Origin of the sequence: Chitinophaga varians (genome assembly GCF_014529945.1) — a bacterium.
Taxonomy (GTDB): Bacteria; Bacteroidota; Bacteroidia; order Chitinophagales; family Chitinophagaceae; genus Chitinophaga; species Chitinophaga varians.
In genome coordinates, this window is sequence record NZ_JACVFB010000008.1 from 270,346 (window position 1) to 294,106 (window position 23,761).

Below are 23,761 nucleotides of genomic sequence, written 5' to 3' on the forward strand. Positions count from 1 at the left end.
GCATGATTTCGAGGTGCTTTGTGTTCTTATGCCTGTTGCTCCTGGCTGTCTTTTTCAAAAGCAGCGGGCAGGACATCACATTTTCACACCTCACCGTAGAAAACGGACTGTCACACAACGCAGGGTTGTCTATTATGCAGGACCAACAAGGTTTCCTCTGGGTAGGCACACACTATGGCCTCAACCGGTATGATGGCTTCCGCTTCAAAATATATCGTTACCAGGCGGATGACAGCACCTCCCTGCCGGACAATCAGATCATGACCATGTACCGCGATCCCCACAATACGCTGTGGATAGGCACTACCGGCGGGCTGGCCAAATATGACCCGGTGCACGACCGCTTTGAACGGGTACCCCTGGAGCCCGCCCCCCGTCGTACCAACATCAATTGTATTTATGAAGACAGTAAAGGCCGTCGCTGGGTAGGCGCCAACAACGGGCTTTTCCTCCAGGATGGTAAACGACTGGTGCAACTGACGCCGGGGAAAATTGCCGGTTATGTGGTGAAATGCGTGTATGAAGACCGCCACGGTAACATCTGGATAGGCACCAACAAAGGCCTCACCAAAATGTCCGGCGACAAAACAGAGACCTTCCGGCATGAAGACGGTCAAAGTTCCGGTCTCGCAATGAACTTCATCACGGCCATTACGGAAGACAAATTCGGCCGGTTATGGATTGCTACCCAAACCGGTGGTATCAATATATATGATCCGGTCACCGGTCGTTTTTCGTTGTTGGCGCAACCGGCCATCATCAATAATATTGTCAGGCGGATCGTTCCCGACAAAGCCGGTAACATGTGGATCGGCACACAGGAAGGCCTCAGCATCATCAATCCCGCTGACATGAGCGGCCGCCACTACCAGCAGGAGCCACGCAACAACAACAGCCTTAGCCAGAATTCCATCCACAGTATTTATGAAGATAACAATGGTACTTTCTGGATAGGCACCTACTTCGGCGGCGTGAACATGGTACGCCCTGATGGCAGTTCGTTTAAAGCCTGGCAGCAACATCCTCCGCTGGACGGCATCAGCAACAATGTGATCAGCAGCATCCATGAAGATGCCCGCCACAACTACTGGATAGGCACCGAAGGCGGCGGCCTGAATTACTATGACCGTACCACCGGCCGCTTTACCTATTACAAACATGACGTCAACAATCCCGCGAGCCTCGGTTCCAATCTGGTGAAAGTGGTGTATGAAGACAAAGACCATCATATCTGGACCGGCACCCACGGCGGGGGACTGAACCTATTGCAGAACAACGGCTTCAGACGTTATCTCTATAACCCTAAAGATCCTGCTACCTTCTCCGGGGAAGTGACCTCCGTGCTGGAAGACAGCCGCGGCCGGTTCTGGGTAGGCACCAACGTGCAATTGTACCTGTTCCACCGCAAAGGCATTGAACTGGAGCCGCAGGCAGACACAGTCATCATGGGCATTGCCAAACGGCAGTCTATCCGTTATATCCTGGAAGATAGCCGCCACCGCATCCTGGTGGGTACCATCAGCGGCCTGTATGTGCTGGACGGTGACTCCGCCCGGGTATTACAACAGGGATATATCAATGCTGTACAGGAAGACTCCCGACATCATATCTGGGTAAGCCTTTATTTCGGGGGACTGGTCAAATACAATGCTGACCTGCAACAACAAATACGCTACCGGGAGAAAGACGGGCTGCCGAATGACAACGTGCTGGGACTGCTGGAAGATGACCAGCATTACCTGTGGATCAGTACCCATAACGGACTGACGCGGCTGGACCCTGCGCATAACAAGTTCCAGACGTATACTGTCAGTGACGGTATCGCCGGCAATGTGTTCAACTACAACTCCTTCCTGCGCGACAGTCGCGGCGAATTCCTCTTCGGCGGCTACAACGGCATCACCAGTTTTTTCCCGCAAAGTATTGTCACCAATACCCATCCCTCGCCCATCCGCTTTACCGGCCTGCGTTTGTTCAACAATCCGGTGCGCATTGCCGAGAAAGATGAGCTGCTGGAAAAAGATATCAGTTACACCAGCGCGTTGCGTTTCCGCTACAACCAGGATGTGTTCACGCTGGAATTTGCCCTGCTCAACTATATCAAGAGCAACAAAAACCGCTATGCTTACCGGCTGGAAGGCGGTGATGGCAACTGGATAGAAACCACCAACCCTGCTGTCACTTATACCAATCTGTCGGCCGGCCACTATACCTTCTGGGTGAAAGGCGCTAACAACGATGGCATATGGAGCGAGCCTGCTAAAATGGAGATCACCATCCTTCCTCCTTTCTGGCGCACCTGGTGGGCCTATGCTATTTACGGGCTGTGTATCATTCTGCTGATATTCCTCGTCACCCGCTTCTTTTTCCTCTGGGCGCTGCTACACAAAGAAGAAGAACTGCATCAGGTGAAGCTGAATTTCTTCACCCATGTGTCCCATGAAATCAGGACGCACCTCACGCTGTTGCTGGTACCGGTAGAGAAAATGATAGACACCCTAAAGAAAGACGATCCGTTACAAACCACGCTGTCGCAGCTCCGCAATAATGCCGACCGGCTGCTGAAGCTGGTGAACGAACTGATGGATTTCCGGAAAGCGGAAACCAATCACCTGACACTGCATGTGCAGGAGCAGGACCTGATACCATTCCTCGATCAGATCTACAGCAGCTTCCGGGAACTGTCGCTGGACCGCAATATCAGCATGGCTTTCCGGCATGATGTGGATCATGCGCCCGTTTACTTCGACCGGGAACAGCTGGAGAAAGTATTCTTCAATCTGCTGACCAACGCCTTTAAATTCACCCCCGATGGCGGCCAGATACAACTGCATGTGTCCCAGGTAAAACAGTACATTGTGGTCACCGTCACCGACAACGGTCGCGGTATTGCTCCTGAATACCTGGACAAGCTGTTCACCAATTTCTTCCAGGTGCAGGACCATGGCTTACAGAACACGGGTTACGGTATCGGGCTGGCGTTGTCCAAAAATATTGTGGAGCAGCACAAAGGCACGCTGACAGTAGAGAGCGAGCCATCTGCAGCAGAGAAAGAAGGTCGTACCTGCTTTACCGTTAGCCTTCCTTTGGGCTTCCGGCATTTTGAGGGCACACAACATACCGTGGGCGGGGAACCGGCCATGCCCGCCGCACCGCTGAAAATACCTTTCCCTGCGGAAGCAGCGGATACCGTTGTTACAGATACCCCGCAGCCATTTACCATTCTTATTGTGGAAGATAACCCTGAGCTGCGCGCCCTTATCCGCCAAACATTCCGGGAGCAATACAAGGTGCTGGAAAGTGAAAACGGGGCCGCCGGTTTATCCGTTGCCACCACCCAAATCCCCGATATCGTTATCAGCGATGTGATGATGCCGGAGATGGACGGGCTGCAATTCTGCACAGCCCTTAAAACCGATGAACGTACCAGTCACATTCCGGTGGTGCTGCTCACCGCCAAAAGTTCACAGGCCGACCATGTGAGCGGCCTGGAAACCGGTGCCGATCTGTATCTCACCAAACCGTTCAGCACCCGGGTGCTGGCACTGAACGTACGCAACCTCATCGCCTCCCGGGAAAAGATGCGGGAACGTTACAGTCAGCAGCTGCAAACCGAAACCGTTGTGCCCGACCCGCTACCCAATAGCCTGGATAATGCTTTCCTCGAAAAAGTGATGGCCCTCGTGGAAGAACATATGGACGACCCTGATTTCGGCGTGGAGATGCTGGCCCGCAAGGTAGCCATGAGCCAGCCGGTGTTGTATAAGAAACTGAAAGCCGTTACCAATATGTCGGTGAACGACTTTGTGAAATCGCTGCGCCTCAAAAAGGCCGCGGCGTTAATCCGTACCCGGCAACATACCGTCTACCAGGTTGCCTATATGGTCGGATACAATGACCGCAAATATTTCAGCCGGGAATTCAAAAAACAGTTCGGTAAAACACCTTCTGAGTTCGCAGAAACGCCGGAATTGTGAAAATTCCCCCTATTCTCTCTGAAAAACCACCCCGCTACCACCGCGGGTATCCGTAGATTTGTTACAAATCCCACTGTTATGAAGATGAAAATTCTACTTCTATTCGGGCTGCTGTTCCGTACCCTCGGTGCGATGGCCCAAACGGAATACACCACCATCATGGACCGTATCCGGGAAGAGCTGCTTGCGCAGGCTTCTAACACCACCACGCTGGACAATAACGTCACCGCCACCCTGGCCACCCTACAAGCCAACGGCTCCTGGCCGGACGTGAGTTATGCCTACAGCTCCACCACCTATACGGCAGATACGCATATCAACCGGGTGAAGACCTTCGCCCAGGCCTATACGAAAACGGCCAGCTCCTACTACCACAGCACCACGCTCTTTACCGCGATGGTCAATGCGCTGACCTACTGGAATACTACCGATCCCAAAAGCTGGAACTGGTACCACAACGATATCTCCAATCCGCAGCGTATCGGTGAAATCCTGATCCTGCTGGAAACAGCCCCTCAGAGCCTGGGCAGCCTGCGCAGCGCGCTGCTCACCCAAATGAGCCGGGGCAATCCCACCAAACAAACCGGGGCCAACAAACTGGACGAAGCCACCCATTTTATGTACCGCTCCTGCCTTACGGCCAATGATTCCCTGATGCAGTACAGCGTAGGCGAAGCCTTCTATCCGCTGGTGCTCACCACGGCAGAAGGCATACAGCACGACTTCTCCTACCAGCAACATGGGCCACAGTTGTATATCTACGGCTACGGTTCCGTATTCGTTGACGGCGAGATAAAAGTTGCCTACTATCTGCGGGGCACCTCCTACGCCCTCTCCGGCAGCAAGCTGGCCATTTTCAGCGGCTTTGTGCGTAATGGCTTCCTCAAAGCCATGCGTTCCAAATACATCGACTTCGGTACCAACGGCCGCAGTATCAGTCGTGAAAACAACCTCCAGGTAGGTGTCACCAGCCTCCTGCAAAAACTGAAAGTGCTGGACACCGCCAACGTTGCCGAGTATGATGATAACATGGCGCGGCTCAACGGCACCCAGCCGCCCGGCTATCAGTTGCCCGCCCTGCATACCCATTTCTGGCGCTCCGACTACACCCTGCATCATCGGACCGGCTATCTGTTCGGGCTGCACCTTACGTCCACCCGCACCGCCAAGCAGGAAAATGGCAATGGCGAAAACCTGAAAGGCTACTACCTGTCGGACGGGTCCACCCATATTGCTGCCAGCGGCAACGACTATTACAATATTCCGCCGGTATGGAACTGGAGCCGCATTCCCGGTACCACCGTGCCATATATCACCACTTTCCCGGTACGTTCTCCCTGGGGCGTCAATTTCGGCACTACCGCCTTCGCCGGCGGCGTGTCCGACTCGCTGTACGGCGTGTCTGCATTGCAGTTCTCCGACTACAGCACACAAGCGCGCAAAGCCTGGTTCTTCTTCGATAAAGAGGTCGTTTGCCTCGGCGCCGGCATCACCTCCACCGCAGCACAATCCGTGAACACTACGGTGAACCAGTGTGTGCTCAACGGCACCGTTTCCGCTAACATCAACGGCGTGGTAAGCACCGTGGGCAACGGCACCTACAGCTACAACAACACCCTGAAATGGATCACACATAACGGCATCAGCTATTATTTCCCTGCCGGCGGCCAGCTGCAGCTGAGCATGCAGTCGCAGTCCGGCACCTGGAGAAGCATCAACAACGGCGGTAGCACCACCACCCAGAACATGAACGTGTTCCAGCTCTGGCTCGACCATGGCGCCGCGCCGGTGAACGGCACCTACGCCTACTACGTGCTCCCCGGACAAGACATGAACACCTACGACACCACCGCCGTGCGGATAGAACAAAACACCGCCGACATACAAGCCGTCTATCATGCCGGTCTGAATATCCGGCAGCTGGTGTTTTATCAGGCCGGCACCTTCCATAAAGACTCCGTGACCATAACCGTTGACAGACCTTGTGCGCTGATGCTGCGTGACATTGGGACTACCGACGTAACGGTGTCTGTAGCAGATCCGGCGCAGTCCTCCGCACCGGTGAATATCTACCTCACACTGCCCGGCATTCCGCAAACGCGAAAACTCGCCGCCAGTCTGCCTGCCGGACCTTATGCCGGTTCCTCTGTCAACTATCATGTCAACAACAACACACCGGTATATACCGCCTCCACCATTACCGCCATCGCTGACGCCTATGTGAGAGGGGGCACCTACAATACCACCAACTACGGCACCGGCAACCTGGTGCTGAAGCAGGACGCCAGCATCAGCTATACCCGGGAAGTATTCCTGAAATTCAATGTGGGCGCACTGCCGGCAGGGACCAGCCAGGTGAAGCTGCGCATGTATGTCAACTATGCGAATACCAGCATCGCCACGGTGCCATGGATTGCCCAGTATGTCAGCAACGACAACTGGACGGAATCCGGTATCACCGATAGCAACAAACCCGCTGTCATTAAAGCAGTGGACACCATCATGGGGCGTGCCGCAGGCAACTTCGCCGAGTGGGACGTAACAGACATCGCCCTGTCGGAGCAGGCAGCAGATGGCGTATTGACGCTTAAACTGGTGTCCGGACTGGCAGGCGCCACTACCGACGCTATCTTCATCTCCCGCGAAGGCAGCGACTCTACACAACGCCCCGTGCTCGTTTGCAGCAATAACAACACCGCCTTTCAGGCCATGATGGCAGGGCATGAAACGACCACCATCAAGGATATTACCCTTTCGCCGAACCCCGCCGGCGACTATGTTCGGGTACAGACGGCCACGCCGTGGCAGCAGGCGGAGCTCAGGGACGCAGCAGGCAAAGTACTGCGGACAGAAAAACTAAATGGACGGCAACAGTTTGAATTGCAGCTGGCGAATGTACGGCCGGGCATGTATTGGCTGGTACTCAGCGGGCAGGGAAAACAAATCGTGAAGAAGGTCGTGAAGCTGTAAATCAACTTTCTTTGGGCGGGTATTCAATGCCCGCCTCTTAAAACATATCAAATATCGTAGCCCGGGGCTTTAGCCCCGGGTTTCCGAAAATGGCGGTTTATGGTTTTGCCCAGAAAACATCCGGGTTGTTGGTCACCAATGTATTGAAAGAATTCCATGTAGGGCTTTCTGACTTGGTATTTTGTTGGTTCAATCCATCCAGCGGCACCAGTTGAATATAAGTGAGCCACTTGCCCTTTTGCTGTGTTTCCTGATCGTATATGCTGGCAGCAGCAGACTCCATACGATAAAGGTTTTTAGCCATGTAGGTCTCCAGGTACTGTTCTTTGGTGGTTGAATTTTTCCGGTTCCAGTTAGCATCAGGGTTCACGATCAGGGTTTGTCCGTTGATCAGCCGTTCACGCACTTCCTGCGGCCCCAGTACCTCGCCTTTTTCGTTCATCACATAGGCGTTGAAGGTAGGGTCCATCCATACCCATTTTTGTTTTTCTGTTGAATATATCATGTTGATCACATGGCAATCATCGAATTTCAATTCTTTCGGCATACAGGTCAGAAAGCGGGATTTGAAACCCATCGCGAGGTAACATTCGTTCAATACAGTGGCCATCATACGACAGTTGACGCCCCGGTTTTCTTTATTGCATACATCGATAATACCGAGGGCATTTCTTACGGCAGGATTGTTACTGTTGCCGTCATGCCGGATGATATCATGCACCCAGTGCATCAGGTTGATCATTTGGGAGATGTCATTACCGTTGCCCGCAATGGAATCCAGTTTGAGCTCCCGGCGGATGCGTTTCAGCGCCTCGTCATCGGCCGACAGGTAAGTGAATGCCGGCAGCTCCCTTTTATCTGCGTAGTTGTATTTTTTTGCCTGTTTCAGCATGTCCAGCCGGGAAGGTTGATACTCCACCCTCGTCAGTGCAGAGTCCTTACCATTCAGGAGGATATAAAAATCCTGCGGCTGCCCGGGTTTTACCCTGATCGTGATCGAGTCCACATCGGTATAGAAGGTCACTTTCTTTGCGGTGGTGGTATAGATGTCCGGTTTAGTAGCCGGCTCGATACCCCAGGCATCTTTGTTAAAATTTCGTCCATCTCTGATGCTGACGGCTTTAGCGTTGGCTTTGATGACCGGGAGCTGCTGGGCTAATGCCGGGATGCTCCATGCTGTCAAAAGGAGTACAGGTAACAATTTCATAGTGTAGATCGATTTATAACAAACATATGTCGTACCTAAAGACGACCGGAAACAGAAAAAGTTGCAGGGTTTTTACATTAATATCAAAAAAATACCCTTCCCGGCCTCTGCAGCCTTGGCGATGAATGCCTTCGTTTCCTGAAACTGCTCCACCAGCGGTGCTATGTCCTCTGCTTCCCAGTTGGCGCCCGGGTATATTTTCAGCGAATTATACACCTCCGGGTCAAAGCAGGCATGGAGGATGTCGGCAGTCATCGCGTTGAGTGCTGCGCTGATGTCACGGACTTCCGCGGCGAAAAAGTAACTGACCGGCCGCCAGCCTTTTTCCCTGCCGGTATGTAAGGGCGACTGGATAAAATTAAGCGGAAAACTGGTGCCTGCGCTGTCCGGCTGGCCTGTTAGCAGGCAGTGAAGCGCCTGAAAAACGCCCACCAGGTGAATAGCCTGCCGCTCCGTTGTAACAGGGTTCCAACGGCGTACAGCCGTTTCCGTTTCACCGTCTATGTCTTCATAGTCTGCCAGCTCGTCAAAGAGGGCATCTTTATCCTCCCCATAGGTGAGCAGCACTTCCTGCAACAGCGGGCATTTCAGGATGTCATGGATGTCATTGTCAGCAATCGTGCTGACGGTCAGGGTCATACTCATAGGATATCGGTTTAAACCGGGCTATTTCAATAGTGGGACAATCTCTTTCCCAATCAGTTCTATGGAGTTCATCAGCTTATCGTGTGGCAGATTGGCGTTGTCCATCTGGAAGGTAAACCGGGTGATACCGCCTAACGCTTCACTATGCCGCCTGATTTTCTCCGCCACTTCCTGCGGGCTGCCTACCAGCAAAGCCCCTGTAGGCCCGTTCTGCGCATCAAACTGCGCACGTGTCACCGGTCCCCAGCCCCTCTCTTTCCCGATGCGGGTAAATACTTCCGCGTATCCCGGGAAAAACTCGTCCCTCGCCTGCTGCGATGTCTGGGCAATATATCCCAGCGAATGCAGCCCTACCTGCAACTTCTCTTCCGGATGCCCGGCTTTGGCGCCGGCTTCGCGGTACAGGTCTACCAGCGGCTTAAAGCGGTGCGTTTCTCCGCCAATGACTGCCACCATCAGGGGAAGTCCCAGCAAACCCGCCCGCACAAACGACTGCGGCGTGCCGCCAACACCTACCCATATGGGCAGCGGCTCCTGCACCGGCCGCGGATAAATAGGCGCATTTTGTAACGGCGCCCTGAATTTTCCGCTCCACTCCACCCGCTCATGGTCTCTTATCTTTAACAACAGGTCCAGCTTTTCGGTGAACAAGGCGTCGTAATCGTCCAGGTCATACCCGAAAAGCGGGAATGCCTCAATGAACGATCCACGCCCCACGACCATCTCCGCCCTTCCTTTGGAAATAATATCCAGTGTGGCGAAGCTCTGAAACACCCGCACAGGGTCGGCCGCGCTCAATACCGTGACGGCGCTGGTCAGTTTGATGTTTTTGGTGCGCGCGGCCGCAGCAGCGAGTATCAGCGTAGACGCAGAGTCCAGGAACTCGCGGCGGTGATGCTCTCCCAGCCCGAACACGGCAAGGCCTGCCTGATCGGCGAGGACTATGCGTTCCAGCAGGTTGTCCATTTCCTGCATATCAGCTGCTGCATTATGGCCGCCCGTTTGTGATTTGGTGGCGGCAAAGCTATCGATGCCTATCTCCATGTGATGAGTTTTAATGTGAATAAATACGGGCCGCGTCTTTGGGCAGTAGCTGCACGTGCTGCATATATGCCCTTACGTTAGCGTCCCAGTCCTGGGGGTAAGTGTAGCCCAATTGTTTAGCTACCAACCGGGCAACGTCGCTGAAAAGGTCCATGGTGGTATACACAGATTGCCATATGCTTTGCAGGTCACCTTCTCCGTAGGTAGCCATAAACTTGTCGTACACTTCCGGTTCCAGATAACGCTGGTAATATTTCCCCAACTTGCCCGGGTTTACCGCGAAGTGATAACGGCAACCAATATACCAGTTCATCATCTGCATCAGCGCACCGCGGACCACCTGATTGATCAGCTCTTTGGCCAATACCGCTTCTTCCCGCCACAACCCTTTAGCCAAACCGGCGTTGGTGTACCAGAACTCATTACAACAGTCGATATACGAACGTTCCGAAGGTTTTTTCACGATGTAACTGGCGTCACTGGCCGGCGGAAGCGGTGCGTCTGAGAACACATGGGTCTTATCCCAGAGCACTTTACACAAACTGTCTTCCGTAAAAGCACTCAGTTTCGCCAGCGGCACCATCATCAGGTCGATACGGTTACCATCTTTAAACTGTAACAGATAAGAGAAAGCGCCTTCCAGCTCCGGCGCCGGCGGATACAGCTCCATGTCCTCGGGCATCTGTAGTATCATTCTCTCTCCAAAAACATCCACCCAGCTGTGGTCTCGCAGGAAGGGGGTAATATCTTCCACCACATAGATGATGTCGAAGTCCTGAAATATGTCAGGGGTCACATGGGGGTTAGACCGCGATCCATCCTGTAATACGGCAAGTATTCGCGGGTCTTTCGCTGCCACGCTAAGGATCAAATCCATCATTTCTGCTTCGCTTCTGCTGGTCATATGATCGTCTGTTTGCACTAATGTAAGGATATATCATTGAAAGTTGTCCAACAGGTCTCTGCGATAAGTCGTACCGATAGGTAATACCGTTCCTTCGTCAAGCGCTACCTGGCCACCGGTTATTTTACTGATACGGCTCATGGCCACGATATAGGATTTATGAATCCGCCTGAACCGGACCTTGTCGAGCTTCTGTTCTATTTCCGTAGTGGTCATAGGGCTCAGGTAGGTAGCATCTTTAGTGACGACTTTCACATAGTTGCCCCAGCTGCGGACATAGACAATCTGATCATACATCACCTTCACAATTTCTCCATCCACTTTCAGCATCACAAAAGCCGAAGGTGCATCGGGCATGCCGGTCGACTCATTCACGATGGTCATCCTGGGACGGAGCCTGGAATAAACGGTGTCTATAGCTGCCATAAACCGCTGAAAATTGAATGGCTTCACCAGATAGTCCACCACGCGGTATTTATAGCCTTCCAGCGCATACTCCCGGTAAGCGGTCGTTAATATCACCAACGGCGGATCCGACAATGTTTCCAATAGTTCCAGCCCACTCAGTCCCGGCATATTGATATCCAGAAAAACCAAATCCACCCGGTTGCTGTACATGTAGCCCATGGCTTCCACCGCTGTAAAAAACGACTCCGCCAGCTCCAGGTTAGGCAGGTTTTTAATGTACTGCTTCAATACCAGGTGCGCGCCTTCTTCATCATCCACAATAATGCATTTCAACGTATTATCCATGTTCTGTCGTATTTAACCTCAACGTCAGGGTTGTCCGGTATTCCTGATGGTCGCTGGTGCTGGTCAGACTGTATCTGTTTTTATAGAGCATCTCCAGCCGCTCTTTGATGTTGATCAACCCAATGCCGGTGGAATTACTTTTCAGCGCTTCATCCGGCAATGAATTACGCACATCTGCCACCAAATCATCTTCATAACGGTAAACACTGATATTCACAAACCAGGGATGGCTGATAGTAACACTGTGTTTAAAAGCATTTTCCACCAGGGTAATCAGGATAAGCGGCGCAATCCGGTATTGGTGCAGCAACGCATCGTCCTCCGGAAAATCGTAGCTGATCTGACATCGTTTCCCGATACGTTCCCGCTCCATAGCAATGTAGTTATCAATAAACTGTAGTTCTTCCCGTATACTCACCGTGGATTTATTACCGTTCTCCAGCTGATACCGCATCAGGTCAGCCAGCTTCAGGATGAGTTCCGGTGTCCGGGCCGGATCAGTAAGGCTCACCCCGTACAGGTTATTGAACATATTAAAAAAGAAATGCGGATTCAGCTGGGCATGGAGGAATTTGATGTTCATCTCGCTTAGCTTCAGCTGTACCTCACTCCTTTTCTGTAGTTCTCTCGAATACTGGCGTATCAGGAACAGCGAAAGGATGGTCACCGTACTGATGATGCACAGCACAAAGTTGTACGCAATGTTCATCGGGATAGACACATCCGGCTCCTTGTAGAACTGTGGAGAGAGCCAGAAATAATCCAGTCCAAACAACAGCAGGGCGCCTACCAGCGTGGATACTACAAAAGTCAGAAAGTATAATGCATACCTCCTGGCCATCACCAGCGGAAATATCAGGTATAGATTGAACTGCGCCTGTCCGTACAGCAATATAAAAAATGCCAATGCCTGGAGGACCGCCATCAAAGAGTCCAACTTCATCCATTCATGCAGTATTGTGAGGACGAACATCGCAATAAATACGACCAGTTCCTGCAGCAACCTGCTCCGAAGCCAATTTGCTTTATTCTCCATTACCTGCACTTTAAGTCAAAACAAAGCTCTTTCATTTTAATACAACCTGCAAAACTGGATGATGAACTGCATTGGTCATCCTATTCGGGTACTTGCTCATTCATTTTTTCAGGTTGACATCAAAGCGGTTTGTTTTGCATGTATTTCAATTGTAATCCATGCCTTCGGTTATCAAATTACTGTTTTTACCCATACTGTGTATGCTGGCCTCCCTTAGTGCCCATGCACAGCAACCGCCATCCCAGCAGCCCGATACCAATATCGTCAGCAGCACAAAGCACCTGAATGCCGTTACTATCAGCGGGAAAAAAAAGCTGGTAGTAACGAAAGGCGACAAGCTGGTGTACAATGCCTCCGCCGATATCAGCAACAAAGCCGGCTCCGCCACCGATGTGCTGCGGAAAGTTCCCCTGTTGACCGTAGGCGCCGATGGAGAAGTCAAAATGCGGGGCGACCCGAATATCAAAGTACTGCTGAATGGACTCCCTTCCGGCATCTTCGCCAAAAACCTGAAAGAAGCCTTAAAGATGATTCCGGCCAGCAGCATCGCATCCATTGAAGTGATCACTTCCCCTTCTGCCAAATACGAGGCAGAAGGAGCCGCCGGTGTTATCAATATCATCACCAAAAAGAAGATAAAAGGTACCAGCGTGGAAACAGCCGTCAGCGCCGGTAACCTCGAGCAGTCGGCCAGCGCCGCCCTGAGCACAGTAAAAGGAAATGTGGAGCTTAGTCTGAACATCAATGCCAACAATCAAAGAGAACGGAGAACTTCCACGCTCAACAGAACCTCCCTGTTCAAAGACCAGCCGGTAGGAGAACTGTTTCAGCAAAATGAAATCATCCAGCATGAGCGGGGCCTGTATGGAGATGCCGGTCTTACCTGGCATGCCGACTCCCTCCAGAAAATCAGTACCACCCTTACTTTCTGGAATGGTTCCTGGCCTTCACGCAGCACGCTGTACAACCGTTATCAGGATGGCAAGAGCAACACGGAATACAATCAAAACAGCCGTCAGACAAACAGTTCCGGATACTATGAGCTTTCTGCCAACTACCAAAAACGATTCCGCCGGAAGGTGCAGGAATTACAGGTCCTGGGCCAGGTGAGCAACGTCACCGATCGTTCTGAATACCTCACCAATCAGTATGCCCTTTCAGGGATGAACTATTTCCGTGAATCAGGCCCCAACAGCAGCAAATCGTGGGATTTCAGCCTGCAGGCAGACTACACCCATCCACTGAACCTATCCGGAAGAAATGTGCTCGAAACGGGCGTCAGGTTCAGCAGGACCAGCGCCTCCACCTCCTACAGCGCCCGGAACAACGAGCACAATCCTGGTGGCGATGATCTGATAGAGATACCTTCCCGCTCCGATCACATGAACTACTTTCAGCACATCTATGCCACCTACGCCAGCCTGAAGTTCGAAACCGAAAATAAATGGCTGTTCCGCACCGGCCTTCGTTTTGAAGGCACAAAGCTGGGGAGCGCGTTCCGGCGGGCGCCATCGTCTTTCCATACTTCGTTCAACAATCTGGTGCCCAGCTTGCTGATCTCCAAAACACTGAACGATCAGCACGATGTGAAATTCAGTTACACGGAACGTATCCGCAGGCCATGGATATGGGACCTTAACCCATTCGTGAATGCCAGCGATCCGCGCAACCTCACGTCCGGCAATCCTTTGCTGCGGCCGGAGACAACAAGAACGCTCGAAGCCGGGTATAATTACAACGCCCCTTCCGGCTTCACCTTAAACAACAGCGTGTACTTCAGCTCCAACAGCAACGCTATCGAAATGCTGACTTCCGTAGACAGCCTCGGTATCTCCAGTACCAGTCCGCGTAACGTTGCCGCTAACAAGCGATTAGGGGCTAACATCAATGCCGCCATGGACCTCAGTAGCAGCCTGAGTGTCAACGGTGGCGTCGAGCTGTACCAGGTGTGGTTCAAAAGCGATGCCCTTCAGGTGAAAAACGAGGCAGGCTTCTATTCCTTCAACTTAAACGTATCGTGGTCGTTGCCGAAAGATTATACCCTACAGGCATCCGGTGACTATAGCAATGGCTACGTAACGCTCCAGGGGAGGAATTCAGCGTCCTGGTCGTATAGTATCTCCGCTCAAAAGGAGTTCTTCCATAAAAAAGCCAGCGTAATGATAGGTGTCACCAATCCGTTTCAGACCAGTATGTTGCAACGCAGCACCGCCACAGCGCCCAGCTTCCGCAGTACAGAAGTCAATCACTACTTCAACAGGGGTTTCCATATAGCCCTCAGTTGGAAATTTGGATCGTTGAAAGCGAATAATAACAGTGAAGAGAAGAAGATGCCGCCGATAGGGAGGCATTAAAAATGCTGTTTACGACACCTTATCACTCGTTCTGACAAGAATGGGAGGAACGGTGCTTTATTTATAACAAACGATATTCCTGGAGATGATATGCCGCAATAGCCGCCATCTTGCATCATGTTATTAGAAAAATGCATCAATAAATTTGTACAATTTGTACCAAAATCAATTTTTACGTATCTTTGAGTAACCAAAATATTCAGCGAAATGAAGCAAAATTGCAGGTAAAAATTTTTGAAGTTAAATCTGGGAGTGAAATTGAAGCCCTAATCAGGAAGGGTACAATCAGGGAGATGCCGTCCATGCATGACGGCTGGCAGTTCAATTTTGACAAAGAACTTCAAAAATTGAAAAACGCGACAGGTTATCTCCTGGTTACTGACGAAGATCCGCTTACGGTAGAAGGTTGTATGATATTTCAGCTTATTGATAAAAAGGCGCCATATTTATCTATGATAGAAGTTGCACCTCATAACAGGCATGCAGGAAAGAAGTATGACTGGGTCGCTGGTTGCCTTATTGCCTACGCCTTTATGCTGAGTGTCCGGCTGGGCCGGGACGATTACAAAGCTTACCTTCAATTGGATGTCCTGGAAGAGCAGGAGGAAAATGAGCGAAAACTAATGGAAGTGTATTCAACAAGATACCATGCGAAGCGGATCGGCACCACTACCACTATGGTTATTGCGGATGAAGACGGGGAAAAGCTCGTAGAAAAATACCTGAAATCAACAGAATAAATTCAAAAATTTGTGCAATGGAAAAGAAAAAACGAACCCACCAACCAGACGTCACGCTTGCCCCTAAAGATGGTCATGCAAGAAGCGCCAAACATAAGGCAATAGTTGCCGCTGCGGCCAAAGAACATAATACCAATCGAAGCACAGCCCGACTAATAAGGAACGAAATGCTGACCATTCGCTATCAGATGGAATCCTATGTTCTAGATCAAACAATCACAGCAAACGAAATGCGATCTATCAGGGATTTTGCCAATGATTTCCTGCGTATTTTGAAATTAAAAAAGGGGGAGTTCGCCTATTATATTGAAATTGATCTTGCTAATCTGAACAAATATTATAAAGAAGATAGAAAGTTCAATCCGGAACTGGCCTTAAAATTTGGGCATTTCTTTCATACTCCTGCTGATTTGTGGCTTAGAGTACAGTTTAAAAATGAAATGATAAAATTTGAGCAGGAGACGAAGCTGGAAAAGAAGTATAAAAAATACGATTACGAAAAAGTATTACAAATAGCATAAAACGCAATCTCTCTGCGGATTACCAATCCTGTCGGATAATCCGCCTATTTCTTTCCTGCGGCCTCCATATCCGTATGCAACCGCTGGTAAAACCTATCTGTCTTTATTTGAAGGCTCATCATCGCTATTCGCAGAAAATAATCCTTACCCGGCTCATTCTCTTTCCGGTTATCGAGGCAGTATAATGTTGTTTGCTTTTGATCTTCATCCTGTTGATAGATGACATATTTACCCTGATTGAATTTCCTGACATTATCCGGGGTAACATCTTTCAGACCTTTACCAGCTGCTATTAACTGCTTGTATTCCGCTTCGGTCATATACACAGACAACTCCAGCTTTCTCAGCTTTTGAGATGGGTCCACATAAAAATCGACGATCTGCCCGGCTGGCAACTTCAAGGTACTAAACGCAAACATGCCGGCACTTACATGCTTCGGCACTATCCGATAGATATGATACAGCGTACCGGTTTTAATGAATTGTTTGATGGTATCATTAAAATAGCCGTCATCCTCCGGCAGCTTGTAGTACCGCGCTACTTTGGAAAGCAGGGTGTCGGGCTGCTCAGCGAAAGTAATTTTATCCAGCTGGAATGTGCTGTTGGGCTCACCTACATATTTGGGGTTGGTTTGTCCCTGGCAGGAGAACATCAGGGGTAACAGGAATAACGATAAAAAATATTTCATATAATGCTACAATAATACAATGGGTGAAAACTAAACAAAAACGATGGTTTATCGGCAAAATTCTTTCATCCGCTTCACCTGCTCGTCCGTAACCCTGGTTTTATCATAAGCCAGATACAGGGTATTTGCGGTAGCTACCCTTCCACTCCAGATCACTTTCAGATCATCATCCAGCAGGTAGTCTGCCGCGATGGTCAAAGCAGTAGAAGGCTTCAGCGACTGCAGGATAAAGCTCATGTTTGGTATCACACAAGACGGTTTGATAACCGGACGTTTGTCGAAGTTCTTCTGCCAGAACCTGCGTATGATCGCAAGATCGGAGGTATAGGCCACCCAGGGCTGCGACAACAACCAGGCTTCCGCCTTTTCCCAGTCTTCGTTTTTTACATAACGCTCAAACTCAGTAGTGTCAACTGTTTTACTGCCTGCGATGACAAAAGTCTCCTGCCTGACAGGCTCAAAAACAAGGTGCTTATAGTCAGTCAGTTTTGTTGCGACCACAAATTCCAATGTGCCTTTGTGCAATCTGGTCAGCAGCTCTCTGGTATTGCCAAAAGAGAAAACAAGATGGGCATCGATGGCCATCACCTTTTCAGATAATACCGACTGAAAATATTCCTGTACCACACCCATGCGGATAATAGATGCCTGCTTTTTTAAGCTGGCTGCCTGAAAGCCCTCTTCTACCTCCTCCAGCATCTCCAAAGGCACCACTACCTGCGTGTAAAACAATTTGCCATAGTCTGTAGGCACTATTTTCGGCTTCCGTTCAAACAGCGGCTGTCCCACGTGCGCTTCGAGCAAAGCGAGATGCTGGCTCACATTAGGCTGCGAGATAAACAAAATCTTCGATGCAGCTGTCAGCGACCCTGTTTGATATACAGCTTTAAATGTTCGGTACCATTCCAGATTTACCATACCCCAAAGTTATAATTGTTTTTATGACCGCTCATAAAATAAGCTATTTTACTTATATCTCTGAGGGAAGGAAATTTGCCTGTAAAACGAATACACTATGGAAATTCTACCACAGGTACAGGAAGCGCTGGCCTACATGGATGCAGTGAGGGTTACGCATATAGCAGACAGATTGCAGGCTTCCAGAGAATTCTACGAAAGGCTGGTGCCGCTGGCCGGAGATGAGGAAGCTGTATTCAGCGTCGAAAACAGGACACTCGATTTCACCGATCGAAAAATCAACATTAGAATTTACAGACCTTCCGGTGAAAAAACATTGCCCGCGGTCATGTATTTTCATGGCGGCGGGTTCTTCAAGGGAAGCCTCGACTCACACGACCGTCCACTGCGGCAGCTCGCTAATTTATCAGGGATGGTGATCATTTCAGTGGATTACCGGCTGGCCCCTGAATATCCTTTCCCGAATGGCCTGCATGATTGTATCGACGCTACCCGGTGGACCATAGGCCATGCCACGGAATTAGGAATAGACCATCATCGTATAGCCGTGGCCGGTGATAGCGCGGGAGGTACATTGGCTACCGCCGTTGCAGGAGAACTATCCGACATCGTATGCCAGGTACTCATCTACCCTGCTACCGACTCCTCCCTTACAACGCCCTCCTGGTCTACCTTCGCGGAAGGTCCTATCGTAACCCTCAAGAGTGGTATTGAGTTATGGAATTATTATACGGACGATAAAATCAAGGCGGCCCCGATATACAATAATGACCTGTCAGGCATGCCCGATACCTTCATGATCGCAGCAGAATACGATCCGCTGCGGGATGAAATTATGAACTATGCCCAAAAGCTTCGCCAGGCAAATGTAGAAGTGACAGAAAAGCTATATCCCAAAATGATACATGGCTTCTTTCAGATGGGAGGTGTCATAGATCAGGGCAAAGAGGTCATCGTAGCGATATCGGCGTATCTCAGGAATAAACTGGTATAATAAAAAGCCTTCGGATGCAGATCCGAAGGCTCCTGATTTTTCGCTAAACTCCTCCTGTTTTGCAGGTGGAGCATCTATTTACTTGTCGCCGCAGCCTGATGTTGCAGTTCCGCAATGCGCACCACTAAATCAGCTAAACGGTTAGAATATCCGAATTCATTATCATACCAGCCCACAACTTTCACCAAATCGCCCACAATCGAAGTTAATAAGGCATCGAACGTGCAGGAATAAGGATTATCGATAACATCCACAGATACGATGGGCGCTTCGGTATATTTCAGCACCCCCTTCATCGACGTCTGCGCCGCCTCTTTAAACCTGGCGTTGATTTCATTGACATCTTTAGGTTGTTTTTTCAGGATGCAGGTAAAATCGGTAAGGGAACCATTCAAAACCGGCACCCGTATCCCGGCACCGCCCATTTTACCTTCCAAATGCGGAAATATGTTAGTGATGGCTTTGGCAGCACCTGTAGACGTGGGTATAATAGATGCCGATGCAGCACGCGCCCTGCGAAGGTCTCTATGTGGCGCATCATGCAGGTTCTGATCTCCGGTCATAGAATGGACGGTCGTAATATATCCATCCATGATTCCCCAGTTATCGTCTAAAACCTTTACCATCGGTGCTACGTTGTTAGTGGTGCACGACGCATTGGACAATATTGGTGAGGTAAGATCTATCAGATGGTCGTTCACCCCTAATACCACCGTAGGAATATCTTTATCAGGCGATGGCGCTGACACGATAACCTGTTTGGCTCCGGCCTTCAAATGCAATTCAGCTGCAGCCCTCGTAGTAAACTTACCGGTCGATTCGATTACCACATCAATATCCAGGGCAGCCCAGGGCAACTTCAGCGGATCACGCTCACTTAAAATACGAATCGGTTTCCCGTCAACAATCAAAGCATCCGCAGTAGCCTCTACCTCACCTTCATACGGCCCATGTACGGAGTCGTAACAGTAAAGATGTGCCAATGTTGGAGTATCTGCCAGATCATTTATTGCCACTACTTCAATTCCTTTTCTTTGCAGTAACACGCGTAAACATATCCTGCCAATACGCCCAAAACCATTAATAGCTATCCTCATACTTATGCAGTTATTAGGGCAAAGTTATTTGATAACTCCCAAATAATAAAAAACTGCAAGGTAGCGTGACTGGGAAATTTCCGCGAAAAATGGGAAACGCTTTCATTTTTTGTTGGCCCGCGCCCAAAAAATAAAAGCGCCTTATTGTCTAACTAACTGGTTCGTAGGTAAGTTCCACCACCCCCGATTTAAAAACCCGGGTATTGGTCAACTGTAAACCTATCCGCCCCTTTAAGTCTTCAAACAAGGGTTTACCGGTTCCTAAAACCACCGGATGTACCGATACTTTATATACATCAATAAGACCTGATTGTATAAATGTTTTGATAAGGCTTGCCCCACCATATAACCAAATATCTTTGCCGCCCTGCCGTTTTATGTCAGCCACCTGGTCAACGATATTAGCATGGATGAACGTGGCTTTATTATCCTGCCGGCTTTGACGCGAGAAAACGAATTTCTGTTTTGAATGAATCCCCTGCCACATCTCCTTTTCCGCCGGACTGGTCGTTTCGTCTGGCTGGAAATTCCCCCAGGCATCATAGCTCACTCTGCCGTAAAATATCGTATCAATGCTTGCAATGAAGCTGCCAAAATCCATATCATCATCCATAATACACCAATCCACTTCTCCATTTGGCCCTTCAATAAATCCATCCAAAGTAACCGCTAAATTCAAAATGATTTTTTTCATGCTAAAGACTTTTCACAAAAATAAATACCAGGTGCAGTTACTTTTTTGGAAAAACACGACAAAATTATAACCGGGCAGGAGTAAGCCCCGTGTAACGTTTCATCTCATTCGTCAGATGCGACTGATCATAAAACCCGCCTTCAAAAGCAATATCTGACAGGCTTTTCGGTTTGGTTGTTTCGTTCATCACAGCCAGCACTGACTGGAAACGGATAATCTTTACATACTCCTTCGGCGTTACCCCGATATGTGTTTTAAACATCCGCTCCACCTGCCTGACCGTGGTAAAATTCCTCTTCGCAATATCGTAGACGCTTACCTTTCCTTTATAAACATGAATATCGTCGAGCACCGACTGCAGCAACTGGTTGATGCCCCCCTTTCTATCCAGAAAATATCTGTTGAGATAAGCATAGGGGTCTTTGCTGATCTTACCCATATCAAATGAATGCGACAAGTCAAATTCAACCGTATGATTGGTCAATTCATTTTGTGGTGCATAGTGGTAAAAAGACGAGAACACCGCTGGTTTTAAACACACGCCCAGCAGATGGGTATTCTTATCAATAAAACTATCCTTAAAAGTAGTCATAGCGCCTACCACGTAAGTTTTACCATGCTCCATCGTAACTAAGCCGCTATCTGTCCGGCAGGACGCTCCTAAATTCATAATGATACCGGGACGGCCATCAGGAAATATTCGTTCCCATTGGCCATCGCCGTCATCGCCTTTCAATTCCCAGAAAGCGTGGATATAGCCTGCTAATTCCGTGCAGGGTGTCGCCTCGTGATGCTTCATTGCTAAAACCCAAATTGGTTATCTATAAAGATACAAAAGAAACATCCGGGCGCCGGGTTATTTCAAAAAGCCGTTCAGGTAAGACAAAATCGTTGCCGTCTGTTTCATCAGGCTGATATGTCCTTGTCCGGGCACAATAGCCAGTTGTGATTTGGGCGTTGGGCTAAAGCCTACGGCCACATTACCTCCCAGCAACTGATAGGTTTTTACCAGCTCAATTTTATCCAGGCCGTCATTATCCCCCGCGATGATTAATACCGGTGCGGAGATTTTTGAGATATTGGCATCTCCCAGATCGAATGGCGTTGCGCCGGAAGCAATCATCTGCTCTACGAAGCGGGTCCATTTGGTTTTATCTGGCGCCACTGCATCATATGCTGCTTTCATGGGGGTATTGGCAAAGAATTCCGGCTTCGCTGCTTTAAACCCATTGTTTACCTCGGGCAACCAGCCACTGCTCTTATATGTAGAGGAAATGATCACTAAATTCCGTAACCGCTTCGGACTTTGTATGGCAAACTGATAGGCTACTTTGCCGCCAAAACTATATCCTACAATATCCGCGCTGTCAATTTTCAATTGGTCCATGACGCCTTCCACATCACTGGCTAAAGTATTCAGCGATAACTCCCTGTCTGAAAACGGCGTATGCCCATGCCCCTGCAGTTCTATAGCAATTACTTTTCTGGATGTTGACAGTTCAGGGATTAGCTCGCCCCAGTTCAAATCGATGGTCATATAGGCACCGTGCAATAAAATGACGGGCATACCCTTGCCATACACCTCGTAGTAAACCTTGGTACCATTGACAGATGCATAGCCTTTTTCGGACGGCTGGACATGCTGACCGTAAGATGGAGATACTGTAGACATAACGATTGCAGTTATTAGTATTGATATAAAGAGATGATACGTTTTCATAGCGCCGTTTTGATTTAATTAGCCATACAAAGATGGAATTCGTTTGAGAATTTAACACTGTGTAGAAACGACAATTTGGGGGGTTGATTCCGGCGAAGTAGCCACGTGCTATAAAACACTTTTTTCTCAAAATATGTTTCGATAGGATTTGAGGAAGGGCACAAAAAAAAGAAACGATCAATATTGATCGTTTCCTTCTTAGCGGAGAGTCAGGGATTCGAACCCCGGGACCTGTTACAGTCAACAGTTTTCAAGACTGCCGCAATCGACCGCTCTGCCAACTCTCCAGTGGAGCGCAAAGGTATATAAGTCTTTTAAAATCGCCAAAAAAAATTACAAAAAAATACAGACCAGCCGGAAAAGCTGCATGTGGGCCTGCTGCCACCGGCTGGTGCTGGTATTAGTCTGAAAAAAACTAAGCTAACCGCTCCACGGTCTCCTGCACGGCCTGTGCGTTGCTCATGGGCGTATAATTAAATCGTTGATTGAACTTGCTACTGTCGAAATAATAATCACGATCGTATTGATACAACATCTCGAAGAGTTCGTGCATGATCTGGTTGTCCACGCCGAGCTCTTTCACCAGCGATGCCGGCAACACGTCAAACGCATCGTTTTTGCCTAATGCCTGGGCAAACAGCTGTATCCACTCTTTTCCGGTGATACGCTGCGGGTCGGTGGGCAGGTTCCATATCTGGTTATAGGTATCAGGCGTATTGCCCAGCATCACGGTACCTTTGGCCAGTTCCGGCGTATAGCCGATACTGTGGACCACATCGGCTTTGCAGAGCCAGACGGCCTTCTCACCTCTGACCAGGTTATCATATACCAGGTGCATCAATACGCTGTTCACCTTGATATCACCAAAAATATCCGGGGCTCTGGCGATGAGGGCCTGTAGTCCCCGCTGCGCTATACTTTGCAGGATGATCTCGTCCACTTCGGTCCTGACCTGTCCTTTCTGGCTCGACGGGCGGAAGGGCGTATCTTCTGTGATATGGTGTACATGATTTCCGCCGATGGCGTAGGCGTTGTCAAAGAATACCAGTTTGGCCTGATGCGCGAGGCAGGCGTCGATAACATTCCGTATCAACGCAGGCCATGCTGTTTTCCATACTCTGGTGCTATATTCAAAGCCAAGCGTCAGGTAAACGATTTCGCTGCCGGCTACGGCATGGAACACATGATCGCGGTTGGTGAGGTCTGCTTTAACCAGTTCGTCGGAGGCATTGACTTTTTTGGGGTTCCGGCTTACCAGCCGGATGTCGTGTGTATAGGTGGTGAGCGCTCTGGCCACTTCTACGCCTACGGCGCCACCGGCGCCTAAAATAGTCTGTTTCATCTTTGCTGATTTTTGGTGTAACAAAACGGCTCTCACGGGTAACCTAAAAGAAAAACCCCGTCCAGTATACAACTGAACGGGGCTCCCTCTTTCTATTCTGGCTTACTTTTTTGCTGTTGAGCTACTGTTCTGCTGTTGATTCTTACATTCGTTCTG

General features: G+C 49.6%; 19 protein-coding genes and 1 tRNA gene. 6 read left to right on the forward strand and 14 right to left on the reverse strand.

The window, feature by feature from the left end; all coding sequences use genetic code 11:
* Nucleotides 1–2: 2 nt before the first annotated feature.
* Nucleotides 3–3,977 carry a hybrid sensor histidine kinase/response regulator transcription factor gene (locus tag ICL55_RS32235; protein ID WP_246496778.1) on the forward strand — a complete coding sequence of 1,325 codons (3,975 nt, stop codon included), beginning with the start codon at nucleotides 3–5 and terminating at the stop codon, nucleotides 3,975–3,977.
* Between the two features lie 78 nt (nucleotides 3,978–4,055).
* A complete protein-coding gene (locus ICL55_RS32240; protein ID WP_188105601.1) occupies nucleotides 4,056–6,947 on the forward strand; it encodes a polysaccharide lyase family 8 super-sandwich domain-containing protein in 2,892 nt (963 codons plus the stop codon).
* Between the two features lie 97 nt (nucleotides 6,948–7,044).
* Here ICL55_RS32240 and ICL55_RS32245 read toward each other — a convergent pair whose 3' ends face one another.
* From ICL55_RS32245 to ICL55_RS32270, 6 genes are all read right to left on the reverse strand, one after another.
* Complete coding sequence (locus tag ICL55_RS32245) at nucleotides 7,045–8,154, reverse strand: transglutaminase domain-containing protein (RefSeq protein WP_188105604.1); 1,110 nt, start codon at nucleotides 8,152–8,154, stop codon at nucleotides 7,045–7,047.
* A gap of 72 nt (nucleotides 8,155–8,226) precedes the next feature.
* Nucleotides 8,227–8,799 (reverse strand): DUF1877 family protein, encoded by a 573-nt coding sequence (locus ICL55_RS32250; RefSeq protein ID WP_188105606.1) that lies wholly within the window; start codon nucleotides 8,797–8,799, stop codon nucleotides 8,227–8,229.
* Between the two features lie 21 nt (nucleotides 8,800–8,820).
* On the reverse strand, nucleotides 8,821–9,843 hold the full coding sequence (locus ICL55_RS32255) for an LLM class flavin-dependent oxidoreductase (RefSeq protein WP_188105609.1): 1,023 nt from the start codon (nucleotides 9,841–9,843) through the stop codon (nucleotides 8,821–8,823).
* Nucleotides 9,844–9,853: 10 nt separating this feature from the next.
* Nucleotides 9,854–10,747 (reverse strand): aminoglycoside 6-adenylyltransferase, encoded by an 894-nt coding sequence (locus tag ICL55_RS32260; protein ID WP_188105611.1) that lies wholly within the window; start codon nucleotides 10,745–10,747, stop codon nucleotides 9,854–9,856.
* A gap of 33 nt (nucleotides 10,748–10,780) precedes the next feature.
* Nucleotides 10,781–11,500, reverse strand: coding sequence for a LytR/AlgR family response regulator transcription factor (locus tag ICL55_RS32265; RefSeq protein WP_188105613.1), 720 nt, complete (start codon nucleotides 11,498–11,500; stop codon nucleotides 10,781–10,783).
* Nucleotides 11,493–12,536, reverse strand: coding sequence for a sensor histidine kinase (locus ICL55_RS32270; RefSeq protein ID WP_188105616.1), 1,044 nt, complete (start codon nucleotides 12,534–12,536; stop codon nucleotides 11,493–11,495). Before ICL55_RS32270 ends, ICL55_RS32265 begins: the two co-directional genes overlap by 8 nt.
* Nucleotides 12,537–12,694: 158 nt before the next feature.
* On the opposite strand from ICL55_RS32270, the gene ICL55_RS32275 reads away from it, so the two are divergent.
* The 3 genes from ICL55_RS32275 (at nucleotide 12,695) to ICL55_RS32285 (ending at nucleotide 16,151) form a co-directional block, all read left to right on the forward strand.
* Nucleotides 12,695–14,890, forward strand: coding sequence for an outer membrane beta-barrel family protein (locus tag ICL55_RS32275; protein WP_188105618.1), 2,196 nt, complete (start codon nucleotides 12,695–12,697; stop codon nucleotides 14,888–14,890).
* Nucleotides 14,891–15,072: 182 nt separating this feature from the next.
* A complete protein-coding gene (locus tag ICL55_RS32280) occupies nucleotides 15,073–15,630 on the forward strand; it encodes a hypothetical protein (RefSeq protein WP_223151670.1) in 558 nt (185 codons plus the stop codon).
* 17 nt (nucleotides 15,631–15,647) lie between these two features.
* Nucleotides 15,648–16,151 (forward strand): helix-turn-helix transcriptional regulator, encoded by a 504-nt coding sequence (locus ICL55_RS32285; protein WP_188105620.1) that lies wholly within the window; start codon nucleotides 15,648–15,650, stop codon nucleotides 16,149–16,151.
* A gap of 44 nt (nucleotides 16,152–16,195) precedes the next feature.
* On the opposite strand, the gene ICL55_RS32290 is transcribed toward ICL55_RS32285, so the two are convergent.
* Both ICL55_RS32290 and ICL55_RS32295 read right to left on the reverse strand, forming a co-directional pair.
* Complete coding sequence (locus ICL55_RS32290; protein ID WP_188105623.1) at nucleotides 16,196–16,840, reverse strand: hypothetical protein; 645 nt, start codon at nucleotides 16,838–16,840, stop codon at nucleotides 16,196–16,198.
* Between the two features lie 48 nt (nucleotides 16,841–16,888).
* Entirely contained in the window at nucleotides 16,889–17,758 is an 870-nt protein-coding gene (locus ICL55_RS32295) for a LysR family transcriptional regulator (protein ID WP_188105625.1), read from the reverse strand.
* Nucleotides 17,759–17,855: 97 nt separating this feature from the next.
* On the opposite strand from ICL55_RS32295, the gene ICL55_RS32300 reads away from it, so the two are divergent.
* Nucleotides 17,856–18,752: an alpha/beta hydrolase gene (locus ICL55_RS32300; protein ID WP_188105627.1), complete on the forward strand. Its 897-nt coding sequence runs from the start codon at nucleotides 17,856–17,858 to the stop codon at nucleotides 18,750–18,752.
* Nucleotides 18,753–18,826: 74 nt separating this feature from the next.
* On the opposite strand, the gene gap is transcribed toward ICL55_RS32300, so the two are convergent.
* The 6 genes from gap to ICL55_RS32330 all read right to left on the reverse strand — a co-directional run bounded on the left by gap (nucleotide 18,827) and on the right by ICL55_RS32330 (nucleotide 23,605).
* Nucleotides 18,827–19,849 (reverse strand): type I glyceraldehyde-3-phosphate dehydrogenase, encoded by a 1,023-nt coding sequence (gene gap, locus ICL55_RS32305; protein WP_188105629.1) that lies wholly within the window; start codon nucleotides 19,847–19,849, stop codon nucleotides 18,827–18,829.
* 148 nt (nucleotides 19,850–19,997) lie between these two features.
* Nucleotides 19,998–20,543, reverse strand: a complete 546-nt coding sequence (locus ICL55_RS32310; RefSeq protein ID WP_188105631.1) for a dihydrofolate reductase family protein — start codon at nucleotides 20,541–20,543, stop codon at nucleotides 19,998–20,000.
* Between the two features lie 64 nt (nucleotides 20,544–20,607).
* Nucleotides 20,608–21,342 (reverse strand): helix-turn-helix domain-containing protein, encoded by a 735-nt coding sequence (locus ICL55_RS32315; protein WP_188105633.1) that lies wholly within the window; start codon nucleotides 21,340–21,342, stop codon nucleotides 20,608–20,610.
* A gap of 57 nt (nucleotides 21,343–21,399) precedes the next feature.
* Nucleotides 21,400–22,215, reverse strand: a complete 816-nt coding sequence (locus tag ICL55_RS32320; protein WP_188105635.1) for an alpha/beta fold hydrolase — start codon at nucleotides 22,213–22,215, stop codon at nucleotides 21,400–21,402.
* A gap of 250 nt (nucleotides 22,216–22,465) precedes the next feature.
* Nucleotides 22,466–22,550 (reverse strand) — tRNA-Ser (locus ICL55_RS32325).
* Between the two features lie 128 nt (nucleotides 22,551–22,678).
* Nucleotides 22,679–23,605, reverse strand: coding sequence for an NAD-dependent epimerase/dehydratase family protein (locus ICL55_RS32330; protein WP_188105637.1), 927 nt, complete (start codon nucleotides 23,603–23,605; stop codon nucleotides 22,679–22,681).
* Nucleotides 23,606–23,761: the final 156 nt, after the last annotated feature.